This is a genomic window from Stenotrophomonas sp. P5_A8 (assembly GCF_056400545.1).
The window spans coordinates 1-18,247 of the sequence record NZ_JBFULB010000045.1; the positions used below are offsets into that span (position 1 = coordinate 1).

General features: G+C 68.1%; 16 protein-coding genes and 1 pseudogene. 13 read left to right on the forward strand and 4 right to left on the reverse strand.

The window, feature by feature from the left end; genetic code table 11:
• Both AC1DQP_RS05405 and AC1DQP_RS05410 read right to left on the reverse strand, forming a co-directional pair.
• Positions 1 to 354 (reverse strand): annotated as a pseudogene (locus AC1DQP_RS05405) (histone); the annotation flags it as partial.
• A gap of 181 nt (positions 355 to 535) precedes the next feature.
• Positions 536 to 2,692, reverse strand: a complete 2,157-nt coding sequence (locus AC1DQP_RS05410; RefSeq protein WP_457319585.1) for an adenosylcobalamin-dependent ribonucleoside-diphosphate reductase — start codon at positions 2,690 to 2,692, stop codon at positions 536 to 538.
• A 304-nt stretch (positions 2,693 to 2,996) separates the two neighbouring features.
• On the opposite strand from AC1DQP_RS05410, the gene AC1DQP_RS05415 reads away from it, so the two are divergent.
• The 9 genes from AC1DQP_RS05415 to AC1DQP_RS05455 all read left to right on the forward strand — a co-directional run bounded on the left by AC1DQP_RS05415 (position 2,997) and on the right by AC1DQP_RS05455 (position 11,091).
• Positions 2,997 to 4,424 carry a Do family serine endopeptidase gene (locus tag AC1DQP_RS05415; RefSeq protein ID WP_478051227.1) on the forward strand — a complete coding sequence of 476 codons (1,428 nt, stop codon included), beginning with the start codon at positions 2,997 to 2,999 and terminating at the stop codon, positions 4,422 to 4,424.
• A gap of 133 nt (positions 4,425 to 4,557) precedes the next feature.
• A complete protein-coding gene (locus AC1DQP_RS05420; RefSeq protein ID WP_256777031.1) occupies positions 4,558 to 4,923 on the forward strand; it encodes a hypothetical protein in 366 nt (121 codons plus the stop codon).
• Between the two features lie 6 nt (positions 4,924 to 4,929).
• Positions 4,930 to 5,430 (forward strand): phage holin family protein, encoded by a 501-nt coding sequence (locus tag AC1DQP_RS05425; protein ID WP_478051228.1) that lies wholly within the window; start codon positions 4,930 to 4,932, stop codon positions 5,428 to 5,430.
• Positions 5,427 to 5,903 carry a protein sip-5 gene (locus AC1DQP_RS05430; protein ID WP_457318415.1) on the forward strand — a complete coding sequence of 159 codons (477 nt, stop codon included), beginning with the start codon at positions 5,427 to 5,429 and terminating at the stop codon, positions 5,901 to 5,903. The genes AC1DQP_RS05425 and AC1DQP_RS05430 overlap by 4 nt, the downstream gene beginning before the upstream one ends.
• A gap of 111 nt (positions 5,904 to 6,014) precedes the next feature.
• The gene (locus AC1DQP_RS05435; RefSeq protein ID WP_457318416.1) at positions 6,015 to 7,106 is read left to right on the forward strand and encodes an AI-2E family transporter; all 1,092 of its coding nucleotides are present in this window, start codon (positions 6,015 to 6,017) and stop codon (positions 7,104 to 7,106) included.
• Between the two features lie 47 nt (positions 7,107 to 7,153).
• Positions 7,154 to 7,864: an HAD family hydrolase gene (locus AC1DQP_RS05440; RefSeq protein ID WP_457318417.1), complete on the forward strand. Its 711-nt coding sequence runs from the start codon at positions 7,154 to 7,156 to the stop codon at positions 7,862 to 7,864.
• 23 nt (positions 7,865 to 7,887) lie between these two features.
• Positions 7,888 to 9,255, forward strand: coding sequence for a leucyl aminopeptidase family protein (locus AC1DQP_RS05445; protein ID WP_256777038.1), 1,368 nt, complete (start codon positions 7,888 to 7,890; stop codon positions 9,253 to 9,255).
• Between the two features lie 166 nt (positions 9,256 to 9,421).
• On the forward strand, positions 9,422 to 10,534 hold the full coding sequence (locus AC1DQP_RS05450) for a catalase family peroxidase (RefSeq protein WP_478051229.1): 1,113 nt from the start codon (positions 9,422 to 9,424) through the stop codon (positions 10,532 to 10,534).
• A complete protein-coding gene (locus AC1DQP_RS05455; protein ID WP_457318419.1) occupies positions 10,531 to 11,091 on the forward strand; it encodes a cytochrome b in 561 nt (186 codons plus the stop codon). The genes AC1DQP_RS05450 and AC1DQP_RS05455 overlap by 4 nt, the downstream gene beginning before the upstream one ends.
• A gap of 66 nt (positions 11,092 to 11,157) precedes the next feature.
• Here AC1DQP_RS05455 and AC1DQP_RS05460 read toward each other — a convergent pair whose 3' ends face one another.
• Both AC1DQP_RS05460 and AC1DQP_RS05465 read right to left on the reverse strand, forming a co-directional pair.
• A complete protein-coding gene (locus tag AC1DQP_RS05460) occupies positions 11,158 to 11,760 on the reverse strand; it encodes a response regulator (protein WP_457318420.1) in 603 nt (200 codons plus the stop codon).
• On the reverse strand, positions 11,757 to 12,968 hold the full coding sequence (locus AC1DQP_RS05465; protein WP_457318421.1) for a sensor histidine kinase: 1,212 nt from the start codon (positions 12,966 to 12,968) through the stop codon (positions 11,757 to 11,759). The genes AC1DQP_RS05460 and AC1DQP_RS05465 overlap by 4 nt, the downstream gene beginning before the upstream one ends.
• A gap of 391 nt (positions 12,969 to 13,359) precedes the next feature.
• On the opposite strand from AC1DQP_RS05465, the gene AC1DQP_RS05470 reads away from it, so the two are divergent.
• From AC1DQP_RS05470 to AC1DQP_RS05485, 4 genes are all read left to right on the forward strand, one after another.
• Positions 13,360 to 14,601, forward strand: coding sequence for an efflux RND transporter periplasmic adaptor subunit (locus AC1DQP_RS05470; protein ID WP_457318422.1), 1,242 nt, complete (start codon positions 13,360 to 13,362; stop codon positions 14,599 to 14,601).
• 186 nt (positions 14,602 to 14,787) lie between these two features.
• Positions 14,788 to 15,477, forward strand: a complete 690-nt coding sequence (locus tag AC1DQP_RS05475) for an ABC transporter ATP-binding protein (protein WP_256777044.1) — start codon at positions 14,788 to 14,790, stop codon at positions 15,475 to 15,477.
• Between the two features lie 14 nt (positions 15,478 to 15,491).
• Positions 15,492 to 16,652 (forward strand): ABC transporter permease, encoded by a 1,161-nt coding sequence (locus AC1DQP_RS05480; RefSeq protein WP_256777045.1) that lies wholly within the window; start codon positions 15,492 to 15,494, stop codon positions 16,650 to 16,652.
• 10 nt (positions 16,653 to 16,662) lie between these two features.
• Positions 16,663 to 17,973 carry an ABC transporter permease gene (locus AC1DQP_RS05485; RefSeq protein WP_457318423.1) on the forward strand — a complete coding sequence of 437 codons (1,311 nt, stop codon included), beginning with the start codon at positions 16,663 to 16,665 and terminating at the stop codon, positions 17,971 to 17,973.
• The last annotated feature ends 274 nt before the right edge of the window (positions 17,974 to 18,247 follow it).

Genomic DNA, 18,247 nt, shown 5'->3' on the forward strand with positions numbered 1-18,247 from the left:
CTTCTCGGCGGCGGCCTTCTTCTTGGCAACCTGCTTCTTCAGCGAGGCAGCTTCGGCCTTGGCGTTGCTCTTGGCCGCTTCCAGCTTCTTCTTGGCGCTGGCCAGGGTCTTGCCGACCGACTTGGCCGCCTTGTCAGCCTTCTTGGCGACGGTCTTCTCGGCCTTCTGCACGGCCTTCTTGACCTTGGCAACCTGGGTGGTGGCAGCCTTGCGTGCGCGCTTGACGGTCTTCTTCACCGAGGCAACCGCATCTTCAGTGGTGGTGGCGATGGTCTCGCCCACTTTGCCAGCCACTTCCTTCACTTCGTCGACGCCCTGGGTCAGGGTCGCGGTCACACCATTGCCGTTGCTCATGATTGCCTCCTATAGGGGCTGGTTAGTCAAATCGCTGGCGATGCTATACCGGCGCGGTCCATCGTGGAACGGTCTTGTCGCAGCCCATGAGCCGCATCTGTGCTTGGCGGGCCGGCGATGCGTGCGCCCGGGCAACCGGGCATCGGCAGCAAACCCCTTTAAAACAGCTTCCGTACATGAATCAGAACTTGCCGTAGTAGCCCTCCTTGAGCGCGTCGAACAGATTGGCGGCGGTGTGCAATTGACCGTCGTACTCGATCTGTTCGTTGCCCTTTACCTCCACAACTGCGCCGTCTTCGAGCTCGAAACGGTAGGTGGTGTTCTCCAGATCGGCCTCCTTGACCAGCACGCCCTGGAACGCGGCCGGGTTGAAACGGAAGGTGGTGCAGCCCTTCAATCCCTGCGCGTGGGCGTAGCGGTAGATGTCCTTGAACTGCTCGTAGGGGTAGTCGGTGGGGACGTTGGCGGTCTTGGAGATCGAGCTGTCCACCCACTTCTGCGCGGCGGCCTGGACATCGACGTGGGCCTTGGGCGAAATGTCGTCGGCAGCGATGAAGTAGGCCGGCAGCCGGGCGTCCTGCGCTTCTGCAAACGGCATCGCGCGCGGGTTGACCCGGTGGCGGTAGGCCAGCAGTTCGTAGGAGAACACGTCCACCTTCGCCTTGCTGTTGCGGCCCTCGACGATCACGTTGCGGCTGTAGTGGTGGGCAAAGGACGGCTCGATACCGTTGGAGGCGTTGTTGGCCAGCGACAGGCTGATGGTGCCGGTGGGGGCGATCGAGCTGTGGTGGGTGAAGCGCGCGCCGACCTCGGCCAGTTCCGCCACCAGCGCCGGGGCGACCTCGGCGATGCGCTGCATGTAACGGCTGTAGCGCGCGTGCAGCACCCTGCCCTCCACCTGCTGGCCAACCCGCCAGCCGTCGTCGACCATCTCCGGGCGTTGGCGCAGCATCGCCGCGGTCACCTCGACGGTCTCCTGCATGATCGGCGCCGGCCCTTTTTCGCGGGCCAGCGCCAGCCCGGTTTCCCAGCCGGCGATGGCCATCTCGCGGGCCACGTCCTCGGTGAACGCGCACGAGGCCGGGTCGCCATAGGTCATCTGCAGCATCGCCAGGGTCGAGCCGAGGCCGAGGAAGCCCATTCCGTGCCGGCGCTTGCGCAGGATCTCCTGGCGCTGCTGTTCCAGCGGCAGGCCATTGACCTCGACCACGTTGTCGAGCATGCGGGTGAACACCCGCACCACCTCCTTGTATTGGTCCCAGTCGAAGCGGGCCTGCGCGGTGAACGGGTCGCGCACGAAGCGGGTGAGGTTGACCGAGCCGAGCAGGCAGGCGCCGTAGGGCGGCAGCGGCTGCTCCCCGCACGGGTTGGTCGCGCGGATGTCTTCGCACCACCAGGCGTTGTTCATCTCGTTGACCCGGTCGATGAGGATGAAACCGGGCTCGGCATAGTCGTAGGTGGACACCATGATCATGTCCCACAGGTGCCGCGCACGCAGCTGGCCATACACCCGGCAGGCGACCAGGCCATCCTCGCGCACCACGTACCCGCGATGGGTCGGCCACGACCGCCACTGCACCTGTGCCTGGTCGGCCAGGTCCTGGTCGGCCGCTTCGGCGCGGGTCAGCGGGAACAGCAGCGGCCAGTCGGCATCGTCTTCGATGGCCTGCATGAAGCCGTCGGTGATCAGCAGCGACAGGTTGAACTGGCGCAGCCGGCCGTCTTCGCGCTTGGCGCGGATGAACTCGCGCACGTCCGGATGCGACACATCGAAGGTACCCATCTGCGCACCGCGCCGCCCCCCGGCCGAGGACACGGTGAAACACATCTTGTCGAAGATATCCATGAAGGACATCGGCCCGGAGGTGTGCGCGCCGGCCCCGGCGACGAACGCCCCGCGCGGTCGCAACGTACTGAACTCATAGCCGATGCCGCAGCCGGCCTTGAGGGTGAGCCCGGCTTCGTGGACCTTCTGCAGGATGCCGTCCATCGAGTCTTCGATGGTGCCCGAGACGGTGCAGTTGATCGTGCTGGTGGCCGGCTTGTGCGCCTGCGCGCCGGCGTTGGAGATGATCCGCCCGGCCGGGATCGCGCCACGGCGCAGTGCCCAGGTGAAGCGCTCGTTCCAGTGCTGGCGCAGTTCGGCGGTGGTTTCCGCATCGGCCAGCGCGCGGGCCACGCGCAGGTAGGTGGCGTCGATGTCCGCATCCAGCGGTTCGCCCTGCCGGGTCTTGAGGCGGTATTTGCGGTCCCAGATATCCAGCGAGGCCGGCTGCAGCGGTACGCCGTCGGCATCGGCGCCTGCGTCGCGGATCTGGTCCAGGGGCAGCGTGCTCATCGCAGGGCAGGCTCCATCAGGCACGGGCCACGGCCTGATCGTTGACGGCGTGTCGTTGCCCCGGACAGCAAACCCAACCTCTTGGGGCAATCCTGCTCGGCGACGCAACATCTTGTGGCCGATGCCTGCCCAGCTTACCCCTGCCGAAGGCGCTGTCAACGCCGACCGAGGGCCGCAGCGCCTGGGACGGCGGGCGCGAATGGAGGCCGATTTCATTCGCGGTTTAGGCGCGGGCGGACACACTCATTCAGCTTGCTTTACCGTATGCATGTCTTTACCTCTTTCGATACGGAACCGCCGGACCATGCGACCGCTCCCGACTCTGCTCACGCTGGCCTTTGCCGCCGCCTTCGGTGGCTTCACCGCCACGGCCATCAACGCGCATCTGGACAACCGTGCCGAAGCGGCACCGGTGTCGCTCACCATTCCCGCCACGGCCGCACTGCCGGCAGCGGTCGCCGGGCAGACGGTGCCGTCGCTGGCACCGATGCTGGAGCGGGTGATGCCGGCGGTGGTGAGCGTCAACACCAAGCAGGTGGTGCGCGTGCGCAACCCGTTCTTCAACGATCCGATCCTGCGCCGGCTGTTCCCCGAAGTGCCGCAGGAACGCATCAACGAATCGCTGGGCTCGGGGGTGATCATCGACGCCAGCGCGGGTCTGGTGCTGACCAACCACCACGTCATCGACAACGCCGACGACGTGCAGGTGACGCTGGCCGACGGGCGCACGGTGAAGGCCGAGTTCCTCGGTTCGGACCGCGATACCGACATCGCACTGATCCGCATCCCCGCCGACAAGCTCACCGCGCTGCCGCTGGGCAACAGCGAACAGCTGCGCGTGGGCGACTTCGTGGTGGCCATCGGCAACCCGTTCGGCTTCAGCCAGACGGTGACCTCGGGCATCGTCTCGGCGGTGGGCCGCAGCGGCATCCGCGGGCTGGGCTACCAGAACTTCATCCAGACCGATGCGTCGATCAACCCGGGCAACTCCGGTGGCGCGCTGGTCAACCTGCAGGGCCAGCTGGTGGGCATCAATACGGCCAGCTTCAATCCGCAGGGCAGCATGGCCGGCAACATCGGCCTGGGCCTGGCCATTCCGTCCAACCTTGCCCGCGACGTGGTCGACCAGTTGGTCAAGCATGGCGTGGTGGTGCGCGGCACGCTCGGCGTGGAAGCGCAGAACCTCACCCAGCAGATCGCCCAGGGGCTGGGCCTGACCGAATCGCGTGGCGCGCTGGTGACGCGCGTGCTGGCCGGGTCCGGCGCCGCCGCGGCCGGGCTGCGGCCGGGCGATGTGGTGGTGAGCGCCAACGGCCAGCGCGTGGACAGCGCGCAGGCCCTGCACAACGTGGAAGGGCTGACCCCGGTCGGCAGCACGCTGAGCCTGGACATCCGCCGCGATGGCAAGCCGCTGCAGCTCAAGGCCACGCTGAAGGAACAGGCGCGTGCGGTCAGCGGCGATACGCTGGATCCGCGCCTGGTCGGGGCCACCTTCGTGGACCTGCCCGAATCGCTGCGCCAGGCCGGTATCAGTGGTGTGCAGGTAAGCGAGGTCAAGCGCGGCAGCCGCGCGGCCACGTCGGGATTGGCCGCCGGCGATGTCATCACCGAAACCAGCGCCGGCGAATTTGCCGACCTGGCCAGCTGGCGCGCCAACTTCCAGCAACGCCCGCCGCAACTGGTGCTGCGCATCGTGCGCGGCAACACGCCTGGCGTGCTGGTGATGCGCTGAACGGCTCAGCCGGTCTTCGCGCGCAACTCACGGGGCGTAACACGCCCTACACCCGGCCGATGCTATTACCTTGCGTTCGTTATCGGGGTCCCTCCCCGGTCACCTTCCCCATCGCACATAACGGAGAGTCACGATGAGCCCCACCAATACCGAAAACCTGAAGGAACACCTGGGCGAAGCCGGTTCGCACCTGAAGTCCGCGGCCAGCGCCGCCGGCGGTGCGATCAAGGGCGCCACCGGCGCGGCCGGCGACGAACTGCGCATCGGCAAGGCCAACGTCAAGGCCGAACTGTCCGACACCGCGCTGTCGGGCCTGGCGGCCGCTGAATTTGGCGGTGCCGCTGCCAAGGAACAGGTCGATGCACTGATGGACAAGGGCAAGGACCTGGTCGACAGCGCTGCCGAGCTGATCCGCGAGCGTCCGCTGGCCTCCTTCGGCGTGGCCTTCGCCGCCGGCTGGATCATCGCCAAGCTGGCCCGCAGCGGCGGCGACAAGTAAGTCGGCGTGAGCGATCAAGCCCAGTCGACCGCTACCGGTGGCGCGGAATCCCCGCCACCGGGCAGCGGTGAAAAAGCACCGCGCCTGGACGAGAGCATCCGCCAGGTCGGTGAGGCCGGCCGTGAGACCGTCGAGTCGGCCAAGCACACCCTGCGCTCGCTGCGACGGTTGGCCTCGGCCGACTTCGCGCTGGCGCGGAGTGCGTTTGGGCGTGCGCTGGCATGGGCTGGCGTGGCGATCGTGTTCGGCGCGTCGGCCTGGCTGTTGCTGGCCGGCACGCTGATCGCCCTGATGCAGCGTTGGGGCCTGTCCTGGTTCCACTCGCTGCTGATCACCTCGGTCGTCAGCCTGCTGGTGACCGGCTATGCGATGTGGCGGGTGTCGTTCTTCTTCCGTCATACCGGCATGCATGCCACCCGCCGGCAGTTGTCTCGGCTGGGGCTGTATGACGAACCCAGCGATGAAGATCCCGATGCCGACGTCGATACGACGGGGGTGAAGCGATGAACTTCGAAGCCTTGCGCCAGCGCGTGCAGCGTGCCGAGCTGGTGGTGGCGGTGCGGGTGGAAAAAACCCGCAGCAGCTGGTTCTCCCTCAGCACCGTCTGGCGTGCCGGGTGGACGCCRATGCGGATCATAACCGTGGGTCTTGCCGGCGGCTTCCTGGCCGGCAAACTGGAACCGACCGGGCTCGGCGCCAAGGTGCAGGGTGCGCGTTGGCTGCAGATGATCGGCTCGGTCTCCAATCTGGTGGCCAGTACCCAGGCCGCGTTCGCCTCGATGCAGGCAGGCGAAGCGGCCGAGACCGCCGAGCAGGCGGCCGACAAGGTGGACGATGCCACCGATGACCTGGCCCGCCCGGCTCCCCGGGCAGCTGCACCCACGCCGCGGGCCAGCCCGCAGCCGCAGCCGCGCGTCGAACCGGCCTCGCCGCAACAGCCGCAACCGGCCGAAGCAGCCACCGATATTTCCGAACGCTGAAACCAGGCCCTGCCGTACTGCGGTGGGGCCTCGCTTTTCCTGCACGGATACAACACGCCGCCCGCACCCGGCTTGCCCAATAATGGCGCTCCCTTCCTGCCCGGCGCCCGCATGAGCGTTCCTGCCGTTACCCCCGACGACACCGTCGCCACTGCCCCACTGCCGCGCCCGCGTGCGCCCATGTCGCTGGTGGTGCTGGCCACGCTGGCGGTCTGTTTCACCCTGTGGGCGGCCCAGGAAGTGATCCTGCCGGTGCTGCTGGCGATGTTCTTCGCGCTGGTGGGCAACCCGATCCTGCGCCTGCTCGGCAAGCTGTGGATTCCGCGCTTCCTCGCGGCGGTGCTGGTGATCGGCGCGGGCCTGAGCGGCGCGGCGGCACTGGGCGTGCAGCTGGTCGGCCCGGCGATGGAATGGGCGCAGGAAGCACCGCAGCAACTGCGCAAGGTGGCGCGCCAGGTGCAGGATCTGACCAAGCCGGTGCAGCAGGCCAACCAGGCCGCGGAGAACTTCGCGCGGGTGGCCGGCGGCGAAGGCAGCCGGCGCGTGCAGATCGTGCGCACCCAGCTCGATGACCCTTACAAAGTGCTCACCCGTGCACCGCGGCTGGCCGCCTCGGTGCTGGCAGTGGTACTGCTGACGCTGTTCTTCATGATCTACGGGCAGAGCCTGCAGAAGCATGCGATCGCGCTGTTCCCCAGCCGCCAGCAACAGCGCTTCACCACCGACATCCTGCGTTCGATCGAACGCGAGGTATCGCGCTACGTGCTCACCATCACCGTGATCAACACGCTGGTGGGACTGGTGTTTTCCGGGGTGTTGCTGCTGCTGGGCATCAGCCTGCAGGAAGCGCTGCTATGGGGCACGGTGGCTGCGCTGCTCAACTTCGCCCCGTACGTGGGCCCGTTGATCGGGGTGGCGTTGATGCTGCTGATGGGCTTTGTGGAGTTCAGCGATCCGCTCAAGGCGCTGCTGCCGGCCGCCTGCTACCTGGCCCTGCACACGGTGGAAGGCCAGGTGGTCACGCCGATCGTGCTGGGCCGCCGCATGGCGATCTCGCCGCTGATCCTGATCCTGGCACTGATGGTGTTCGGCTGGCTGTGGGGCATGGTCGGGCTGCTGCTGGCGGTGCCGCTGCTGGTCTGCATCAAGCTGGTGCTGGCGCGGTTGGAGGGTACCCACGGGTGGGCGCGGCTGCTTGAATGAACCGATCCGGGCATGCCCGCCCCGGATGGCAGGCGTAGAATGGGCGGGTGAATTTCCCAGTCCAAGCCATCACCCTCGACCTCGACGACACCTTGTGGCCGTTCGCCCCCATCGGCGCGCGCATCGACCAGGTGTTGTTCGACTGGATGCGCCAGCACAGCCCCGCCACCGCCGCGATGTACCCGGTGGCGGCCATGCGCGAACTGCGCGAGCGCTCCTTCCACGCCAACCCGCACCTGCACCATGACCTCAGCGCGCTGCGCCGGTTGACGCTGAGCGAGGCGCTGGAGAAAAGCGGTGCCGACCTGGCCCTGCTCGAACCGGCCTATGAAGCGTTCTACGCCGCGCGCAACCAGGTGGAGTTCTACCCGGACGCGCTCGACGCGCTGGCGCGGATCGCCGCCAAGGTGCCTGTCGCCGCGCTCAGCAACGGCAACGCCGACCTGCAGCGGATCGGCCTGGCCCACCATTTCTCCTTCCAGCTGGGCTCGCGCGAACACGGCGCGGCCAAGCCGGCGGCCAGCATCTTCCACGCCGCCTGCGACCGCCTGGGCATTGCCCCCGCGCATGTGCTGCACGTGGGCGACCACGCCGACATGGACGTGGTTGGTGCGATGCAGGCCGGCCTTCGTGGTTGCTGGATCAACCGCGAAGACCACGCCTGGCCCCATCCTTCGCTGCAGCCCGACCTGCAGTTCGACACCCTGACCGGGCTGGCCGACTGGCTGGATGCCAACGCATCCGTCGCTCACGCCTGACCACGAACGGAGCCCTACCCCGCATGACCCAGATCAACGGTTTCACCGCCGATACCTCCAAGGCGCTGCCGCTGCACGTGATGAACCGCGAGCAGTTCGGCGCGTGGCGCGCGCAGCAAAGCGCGGCGCAGCTGGCCTGGATCGACGCACAGCACTTCAACGGCAGCGGCGGCAGCGTGGTGCTGCTGCCTGGTGAGCATGGCCTGGCCGGTGCGATCGTCGGTGTGGGCGATGCCGGTGATGCCTATGCCTACGCGCATGCGCCGTTCGCACTGCCCGAAGGCAGCGTGTGGCAGCTGGCCGATGCATTGCCGGCAGAGATCGAAACCCTGCTGCACATCGGCTGGGGCCTGGGCAGCTACCGCTTCGCGCGGTACCGCAAGCCCAATCGTGCACCGGCCCAACTGGCGGCCACGCCGTCGGCCGAAGTGCGCGATGTGGTGACTGCCAGCCTGCGCGTGCGCGACTGGGTCAACACGCCCACCGAAGACATGGGCCCGCAGCAGCTGGAAGACGCCGCGCGCGAGCTGGCCAGCGCGCATGGCGCGCAGATCGAGGTGATCACCGGCGATGCGCTGTTGGAGCAGAATTTCCCGTCCATCCACGCAGTGGGCCGCGCCTCGCATCGCGCGCCGCGCCTGATCGTGCTGCGCTGGGGCAAGGCAGGCCAGCCGCACGTGGCGCTGGTCGGCAAGGGCGTGTGCTTCGACACCGGCGGGCTGGACATCAAGCCGGGCGATGGCATGCGCAACATGAAGAAGGACATGGGCGGCGCCGCGCACGCACTCGGGCTGGCCGGGCTGATCATGGCCCAGCAGCTGCCGGTGCAGCTGACCCTGCTGATCCCGGCGGTGGAAAACGCGATCGGCCCCGATGCCTTCCGCCCCGGCGAAGTGATCGCCACCCGCAAGGGCCTGAGCATCGAGATCGACAACACCGATGCCGAAGGGCGGGTGATCCTGGCCGATGCGCTGACCTACGCCAGCGAACAGCAGCCGGAGATCGTGCTCGACTTCGCCACCCTCACCGGTGCGGCACGGATCGCGCTTGGCCCGGACCTGCCGGCGTTGTTCAGCAACGATGACACGCTGGCCCAGCAGTGGCTGCAGGCCGGTGAAGCGGTGCGCGATCCGGTCTGGCGCATGCCGCTGTGGCGCCCCTACCTGCGCTACCTGCACAGCAACATCGCCGACCTGGCCAACGCCGGCTCGCGCATGGCCGGTTCGGTCACCGCCGCGCTGTACCTGGAGCGTTTCATCGCCGAAGGCCAGCGCTGGGCGCACCTGGACGTGTACGCCTGGAACGATGGCGAGCGCCCGGGCCGCCCGGCCGGTGGCGAGGCGCTGGCGTTGCGCTCGGCATGGACCATGCTCAAGACGCGTTACGCCTGAGTCGGCCGGGCCCTGCCCGGTCCTGCCGTGACACCCACAGATCCCCGCTTCGGCGGGGATCTGCATTTGGAAGAGTTGTCGAAAATGTGAATATCGGCGTCGCCCACGTTCTGACACCATGGCCCGGTCGCCCACCCACACGCTTTGTGAAGGCAGGAATCCAGACATGTCACTCTTCGGCTCTTCCCGTGCCGGCCGCGAGCCGGGCGCACCGCGACCACCGTCGCCGCTGCTGTGGATCGCGCTGATCGCCTTGATCGCCGGCCTGCTGGTGCTGGCCTTTGCCTGGCTGGCCGGCTGGATCGGCCGCGACCGCATCACCGCGCAGACCTTCACCGACAGCATCGAGGCCACCGGCCCGCCGCAGCCGGGCTTCCGCCGCGCGCATACCAAGGGCGTGTGCGTGAGCGGCACGTTTCAGGGCACGCCGGAAGGCGTGGCGCTGAGTTCGGCGCGCGTGTTCCGGCAACTGCAGGTACCGGTGCTGGGCCGGCTCTCCATCGGCGGCGGCGACCCGCACGGTGCCGACGCCAATGCGCGCGTGCGCAGCATGGCGTTGCAGCTGGTCAGCGATGATGGCCAGGAATGGCGGACGGCGATGAACAGCTTCCCGTTCTTCGCCGTGCCCACCAGCGAGGCCTTCCTCGAACAGACCCGCGCCGGCATCCCCGATCCGGCCACCGGCAAGCCGGACCCGGCCAAGATGGCCGCCGTGCTGGCCAAGTACCCGTCCGCGCGTGCGTTCGGGCAGTGGGCCAAGACCGCGCCGTGGTCCAGCAGTTGGGCCGACACCACCTACAACGGGGTCAACGCCTTCCGCTTCACCGCCGCCGACGGCAGCCATCGCTTCGTGCGCTGGAGCATGCGGCCGCAGGCGCCCTTCGTGGAAATGACACCGGCGCAACGCGCGAAAGCCGGGCTGGATTACCTGGCCGACGAGTTCGCCCAGCGGCTGGCCCAGGGCCCGGTGCGCTGGGACATGTGGGTCAGCATCGCCGAGGCGGGCGACCCGATCGACGATCCGTCACAGGTGTGGCCGGCGCAGCGCCGCCAGGTGAAAGTGGGCACGCTCAGCCTGGTGTCGATGCAGCCCCAGGCCATCGGCGCCTGCCGCGACCTGAACTACGATCCGTTGATCCTGCCCAGCGGCATCGCCGGTTCCGACGATCCGATCCTGGCCGCGCGGTCGGCGGTGTACTCACAGTCGTTCAACCGCCGCGAGCGCGAAATCGCCAGCGGCAAGGGTGCGGCGGCCACCGGCAAGGAGAGTGCGCGATGAACCGCGATTCGGGCCATTTCAACCTTACCGCGCGCGTGCTGCACTGGCTGATGGCGGCGATGATCCTGACCATGCTGTTTGTCGGCGTGGGCATGGTGGCGGCGCTGCACTGGCGGCCGATGCTGGTCGACCTGCACCGCCCGCTCGGCATCGCGATCCTGCTGCTGGTGATCGTGCGCCTGTACAACCGCCTGCGCCATCGGCCGCCGCCGTTGCCCGCCGATCTGCCGGCCTGGCAGGCGTTCGCCGCGCATGCCTCGCACTGGGTGCTGTACGGCCTGATGCTGGCGATGCCGCTGATCGGCTGGTCGATGCTCTCCGCCGGCGGCTATCCGATCGTGATGTGGCCGGGCTTCAACCTGCCGGCGATTCTGCCGCACGACCCGTCGCTGTACGCGGCGCTGCGCAACGCGCACAGCCTGTTCGCCTACGCGCTGTTYGCCACGGTGGTGGCGCATCTGTCCGCGGCGCTGTTCCATCTGTGGGTGCGCCGCGACGGGGTGTTCCAGGCAATGGCGAAGGGCCCGGAGAAAATCCGCGACGACCGCCCCCGGTAGTACCGGCCGCTGGCCGGCTTCTCGGGATGTCGATCAGGAGGGTGCAGCGCCGGCCAACGGCCGGCATTACAGCCAGCCCTTCTGCCTGGCCAACCGATACGCCTCGATACGGTTGGCCACGCCGAGCTTGCCGATGCATTCGGACAGGTAGTTGCGCACGGTGCCATGCGACAGCCCCAGCTGGGTGGCGATCTCGCTGGCCGAGCGACCGTCGCCGGACAGGCGCAACACCTGGCGTTCACGGTCGTTGAGCGGGTCGGCCTGCGACCAGGCATCCAGCGCCAGCTGCGGATCGATCGCGCGCCCGCCGTGCTGCACCTGGCGCAGCGCATCGGCCAGGCGTTCGGCGGGTGCATCCTTGAGCAGGTAGCCGCACACCCCGGCATCCAGCGCCCGTCGCAGGAAGCCCGAGCGCGCGAAGGTGGTGACGATCACCACCTTGATGGGCAGTTGCTGGCGGGCGATGCGCTGGGCCAGTTCCAGCCCGGATAGCCCGGGCATTTCGATGTCGGTGACCAGGATGTCCGGCTGCAGCTGCTGCAGCATGCGCCACGCGGCTTCGCCGTCGGCCGCGCTGCCCAGCACCTCGATGTCCCGCTCCAACCCCAACAGCGCCGACAGCGCGCCGCGCACCATCGCCTGGTCTTCGGCCAACACGATGCGGATCATGGTGTGGCCCCACCCGCGACCGCGGCAACTACAGGCGTGGTTGCCGCCGGCAGCGTCACCCGCACCGTCACGCAGGTGCCCTCGCCCTTCGCCGACTGCATGGCCAGGGTGCCACGCAGCGCGGTAACGCGTTCGCGCATGCCGGTCAGGCCGTTGCCATCGACGTGGACCCCGCCACGCCCGTCGTCGCGTATCTGCATCAACAAGCTGCGTCCATCCTGTTCAAAGGTGATCCACGCCTGCCGCGCCTGGGCGTGGCGGGCAACATTGGTGACGGCCTCGCGCAGCACCAGCGACAGCGCCCGTTCGATAGCCACCGGCATCGGCGGCGGCGGCGCGTAGTGCAGGTGCACGTGCTGGTACTCCAGCAACAACCGCGCCGAGGCCAGCTCGGCGGCCAGATCGCTGGCACGGATGCCGGTGACTGCGCTGCGCACTTCGGCCAGCGCCTGCCGCGCGATGGTTTCGGCTTCGGCCACTTCGCGGCGCGAGCCCACCGGATCGCGGTCGGCCAGCTTGCGCGAGAGCTCCAGCTTCAGGGTGATCAAGGACAACGTATGCCCCAACAGGTCGTGCAGATCGCGGCCGATGCGCTCGCGTTCGGCGGTAGCCGCCAGGCGCCGCACTTCGTCCTGGGACAGCTGCAGCGCCGCATCCTTTTCATGGCTGGCGGTCTCGAAATTGACCACCAGGCTGATGATCACCGCCATGCTCGGGATCCAGATCAGCGCCTGCCACGGATAGTGCGCGAACCAGCCCACCACCACGAACAGCGCGTTCAACGCCAGCAGCTGCAGCAGATAGCGCCCGTAGCCACTGCGGCGCGAGACGCGCAAGGTGACGCAGCCGAAGATGAAATAGCTCACCGCCGAGGGGTACCACGCCAGCGGTACCAGCCCCAGCGCCACCATCGACAGTGCATAGCGCGGCGCGTGGCAGCGCGGTGCGAGCAACACGCCGGCATACAACGCCAGGAACACCGGGTAGGTGAGCAGGGTCAGCGCCGCCCAACGCCAGGTGTAGCCCGTGCCGAACAAGGGGGTGAGGAACACCCAGAGCGTCCACAGCAGGTGGATCGCATCGACCCACGGCGACTTGCCACGCCGCAGGTTTTCGGCCACGGCCGAGTCCGGCGCGGGGCGCAACAGGGAGGCGAGCCGACTGGATGACACGGACGATTCCAACGCAGGGCGAACAGGGGCGATCATGCCACTTCAGCCCATCCGGCGCAGGCGGCACCGTGCTGGCCCGGCGCACCGGCGGTCACCGCCGGCAGCCCCGCGATGTGCACCCGCGCACTGCCCTGCGCCGGCTGGCCCACCGCCGGTTGCAGCGCCGTAGGGGACCTCGATGTGGTGCAGGCTGGCCAGGGAGGCGACGGGGGTGGACATCGGGGCACTCCGGAGCGGGCGGGAAGGGCATAGCCTCGCGCCACGGCAGCAGCGCGGCCAGTGGCCGTCGTCAGCATAGTCAGGTGACAGCTGTCACTGCCCACGCCGCCGCTGGGCGCGCATGCTGTGCACCACCCGGCCTGGTGCCGGTTTGCCCCGCAACCGCCGTTGCGGTCACACTCGGCCCGATTCCCCGTCCAGACTCACGATGAACGCATCCGCTGAACTGCTCAAGGAACTCCGCATCGACCGCAAGGCGACCACCCCGCTGCCGTCCTCGCCCCGCCGTGGGTGGTGGATCGCGTTGGCGATCATCGTGGTGCTGCTGCTCGGCGGGATCGCCTGGTTCGTGTTTGGCCGGCAACGCGCGATCGAGGTCACCACCGCGCCGGTGGTGGCGATCCAGCAGGGCAGCGCCAGCAGCTCGGTGCTCGATGCCAGCGGCTACGTGGTCGCCCGGCGCATGGCCACGGTCTCGGCCAAGATCACCGGCAAGGTGCGCGAGGTGATGATCGAAGAAGGCATGCGCGTGGAAGAAGGCCAGGTGATGGCCACGCTCGACCCGATCGATGCCAACGCGCAGCGCAGCCTGTCGGCCTCGCAGCTGGAGGCCGCGCGCAGCCAGCTGTCCGGGCTGCAGGCGCAGGTCGCACAGGCCAACGCCGAAGCCGGCCGCCTGCAGACGCTGGTGGGCCAGCAGCTGGTCTCGCGCTCGCAGTACGACCTGGCCACGTCACAGCGTGACAGCCTGCGGGCGCAGCTGCGCACCGCCGAACGCAACATCAAGGTCGCCAACGATGCACTGGCCATCGCCGACCTGGGCGTGGACAACAACACCGTGCGTGCACCGTTCTCCGGCGTGGTTACCGCCAAGGCCGCACAGCCCGGCGAGATCGTGTCGCCGCTGTCGGCCGGTGGCGGCTTCACCCGCACCGGCATCGGCACCATCGTGGACATGGAATCGCTGGAGATCGAAGTGGACGTGGGGGAGTCCTTCATCGGCCGCGTGCAGCCGAGGATGCCGGTGGAGGCCACGCTCAATGCCTACCCGGACTGGAAGATCCCGGCCGAGGTGATCGCCATCGTGCCCACCGCCGACCGTGGCAAGGCCACCGTCAAGGTGCGCGTGGCACTGAAGGTGAAAGACCCGCGCATCGTGCCGGAGATGGGCGTGCGGGTGAGCTTCCTGGAGGCCGCGCCAGCGGCCGCGGCCGCCGCGCCCAAGGGCGTGCGCGTGCCGGCGGCGGCGATCGTCGAGCGCGAGCAGAAGACCGTCGCCTTCGTGGTCAAGGACGACCAGCGCGTGGAACTGCGTGAGGTCACCGCCGGCACCGCCCTCAACACCGACCGCCAGGTCAGCCGCGGGCTGAGCGCCGGCGAGGTGGTGGTGGTGGACCCGCCCGCGGAACTGCACGACGGCAGCAAGGTCGTGGAAAAGCAGCAGCAGTAACCGCTGCGCCCCGCCGGGCGCGGCGATGCAACGTGTGTGCGCTACCCGTGCCGTGCCGGCGCGCAGGTGGGCTGCTGCCCGCCACCGCGCGTTCCCCACCCGGCCACGGCCCCAAGATCGCCGCATGCAGGCGCGCGCCGCCGCATGCCGTCCGCTCGATCCGCCTTGTTCCAAGGAGAACCACCCATGTCGACCCTGGTTTCGCTCCGCAACATCACCAAGACCTACCAGCGCGGCCCCGAGAAGGTGCAGGTGCTGCACGGCATCGACCTGGACATCCAGCGCGGCGACTTCGTCGCCCTGATGGGGCCGTCCGGCTCGGGCAAGACCACCCTGCTCAACCTGATCGGCGGGCTGGATACGCCCAGCGGTGGCGAGATCGAGATCGAAGGCGAGCGCATCGACCGCATGTCCGGCGGGCAGCTGTCGACCTGGCGCAGCCACCATGTCGGCTTCGTGTTCCAGTTCTACAACCTGATGCCGATGCTCACCGCGCAGAAGAACGTGGAACTGCCGCTGCTGCTCACCCACCTTGGCGCGGCCCAGCGCAAGCGCAATGCGGAGATCGCGCTGACCCTGGTCGGCCTGGCCGACCGCCGCAGCCACCGTCCCAATGAGTTGTCCGGCGGCCAGCAGCAGCGCGTGGCGATCGCCCGGGCGATCGTCTCCGACCCGACCTTCCTGATCTGCGACGAACCCACCGGCGACCTCGACCGCCAGTCCGCCGAGGAGATCCTGGGCCTGCTGCAGCAGCTCAACCGCGAGCACGGCAAGACCATCATCATGGTCACCCATGATCCCAAGGCGGCCGAGTACGCCACCCACACCGTGCACCTGGACAAGGGCGAACTGGCCACCGCGCCAGCGGCCCACTGACGGAGGCTGCCGCGATGAAGTATTTCTCGCTCATCTGGGCGCAGTTGTTCCGCAGCAAGACGCGGACCCTGCTCACCCTGCTCTCGGTGGTGGCCGCGTTCCTGCTGTTTGGCATGCTCGATTCGGTGCGCGTGGCATTCAATTCCGGCGGCGACACCATCGAAGGCGCCAAGCGGCTGGTGGTGTCCTCCAAGCTGTCGATCACCCAGAGCCTGCCGTTGCGCCTGCTGCGCGACATCGAAGCCACCCCCGGGGTGCGCAAAGTGAACTACGCGATGTGGTTCGGCGGCATCTACCAGGACCCGAAGAACTTCTTCCCGAGCTTCTCGGTGTCGGACAACTACATGGACCTGTACCCGGAGTTCGAGCTGCCGCCGGCGCAGGCCGAGGCATTCAAGAACACCCGTACCGGTGCACTGGTCGGGGAGGCCCTGGCCAAGCGGTTCGGCTGGAAGATCGGCGACACCATCCCGATGCAGGCCACCATCTTCCCGCGCAAGGGCAGCAACGACTGGCCGCTGCAGCTGGTGGGCATCTACCGCGCCAAGGACCGCAAGAGCGCCGCCGGCGAGAACCAGCTGCTGCTGCACTGGAGCTACTTCGATGAGTCCAACGACTACATCAAGAACCAGGTCAGCTTCTACACCGTGCAACTGGACAACCCGGCGCACGCCTCGCGCGTGGCGCAGGCGATCGATGCGCTGTCACTGAACTCCGACCGCGAGACCAAGTCGCAGACCGAAGCGGCGTTCTCGCAGGCCTTCGCCAAGCAGTTTGCCGATATCGGCCTGATCGTCACCGGCATCATGGCGGCGGTGTTCTTCACCCTGGTGCTGCTGACCGGCAACACCATGGCGCAGGCGGTGCGCGAGCGCATTCCAGAGTTGGCCATCCTCAAGACGCTGGGCTTCAAGGACGGCACCGTGCTGGTGCTGGTGATGGTCGAGTCGGTGCTGCTGATCGTGCTGGGCGGGCTGATCGGGATGGGCCTGGCCGCGATCCTGATGCCGGTGATCAGCGCCAACAGCCAGGGCATGATCAGCCTGCCGGGCGTGCCCGCGCAGACCTGGGCGATGGCGCTGGGGCTGATGGCGGTGATCGGCGTGGTGGTGGGGCTGCTGCCGGCATTGCGCGCGCAGCGGTTGAAGATCGTCGATGCATTGGCCGGACGCTGAGGAGCCCATCATGAACAAGCAATGGTTGTGGAACACGCTGACGGTGCTGGTGCTGCTGGTCGCCCTGGCGGTGTGGGTGGTGCTGCCGTGGTGGATGGTGCTGGCCATCGCGGTGCTGCTGGCGGCATGGCTGCTGCTCACCCGCAGCGGCCGGCTGTCGCTGGCGGCCGCGCGCATCGGGATCGCCAGCCTGCCGCAGCGTTGGGGCGCCTCCTCGGTGATCGTGGTGGGCATTGCCGGCGTGGTCGGCGTACTGGTGGCGATGCTGGCGATGGGCGACGGCTTCAAGGCCACCCTCAGCCGCAGCGGCAGCGATGATGTGGCCATCGTGCTGCGGGGCGGCTCGCAGGCCGAAACCAACTCGGTGATCATGCGCGACCAGCTGCCACTCATCCAAAGCCTGCCCGGCGTGGCACGCGGCGAGGACGGCAAGCCGCTGGTGTCGGCCGAGCTGTCGCAGGTGATCAGCCTGCTTTCGCGCAGCGACCACTCCGATACCAACGTGCAGTTCCGCGGCGTTGGTGAGCAGGCCTGGGCGGTGCGCCGGCAGGTGCACATTGTCGAAGGCCGCCGCTTCAAGCCGGGACTGCGCGAGATCGTGGTCGGCAAGGGGGCCAAGGCACAGTTCGAAGGCCTGGAGGTGGGCAAAACCCTGCAGCTGGGCAAGCAGGACTGGACGGTCGTGGGCGTGTTCGCCTCCAACGACGTGCACGAGTCCGAGCTGTGGGCCGACACCCAGACCCTGTCCACCACCTACAACCGCAGCGCCTACCAGTCGGTCAACGTGCGTACGGAGGGAGCCGCCGGGTTCAAGCAGTTCAAGGCAGCGATGGAAGCCGATCCGCGCCTGAAGCTGGACGTGGAAACCACCCGCGACTACTACAGCAAGCAGTCCGGCGGCCTGAGCACGCTGATCAACGTGCTGGGCACGGTGATCGGCGGCATCATGGCGATCGGTGCGGTGTTCGGTGCGCTCAACACCATGTATGCAGCGGTGGCCACGCGTGCGCGCGAGATCGCGACCATGCGTGCGATCGGTTTCCGCGGGCTGCCGGTGATCACTGCGGTGATGCTGGAGACGATGCTGCTGGCCTTGCTGGGCGGCATCCTGGGGGGCCTGCTGGCGTGGTTGGTGTTCAACAACTACACGGTGTCCACGCTGGGCAACAACTTCAGCCAGGTGGTGTTCCAGTTCCGGGTGTCGCCGCAGCTGCTGTGGACCGGGCTGAAGTGGGCCTTGGGGATCGGGCTGGTCGGTGGTCTGTTCCCGGCACTGCGTGCGGCGCGCCTGCCGATCACCACGGCGTTGCGCGAGACCTGAGGCGTGGCGGTRTATCAACAAGACCCTGCGCACGCAGGTGCGCGCACGAAATAGCAGACCACGAACCGCATCCGCAAGGGTGCGGTTTTTTTTCTCTCAATGGTGCGGGGCATCTTGTTCGAATGGCCGTCACCGATGGCGTGCGGCTGTGCGTGTGGTCGAGTGATCCAGGCGCTGTGCTGATCTAGGGGTATCTCCGCCTGGATCTGTCGCGAGCGTGAGGGCCCCGTAGCAGCCGGTAGGCCCCTGGCGCAAATGTCCCCCGGCCGCGTGG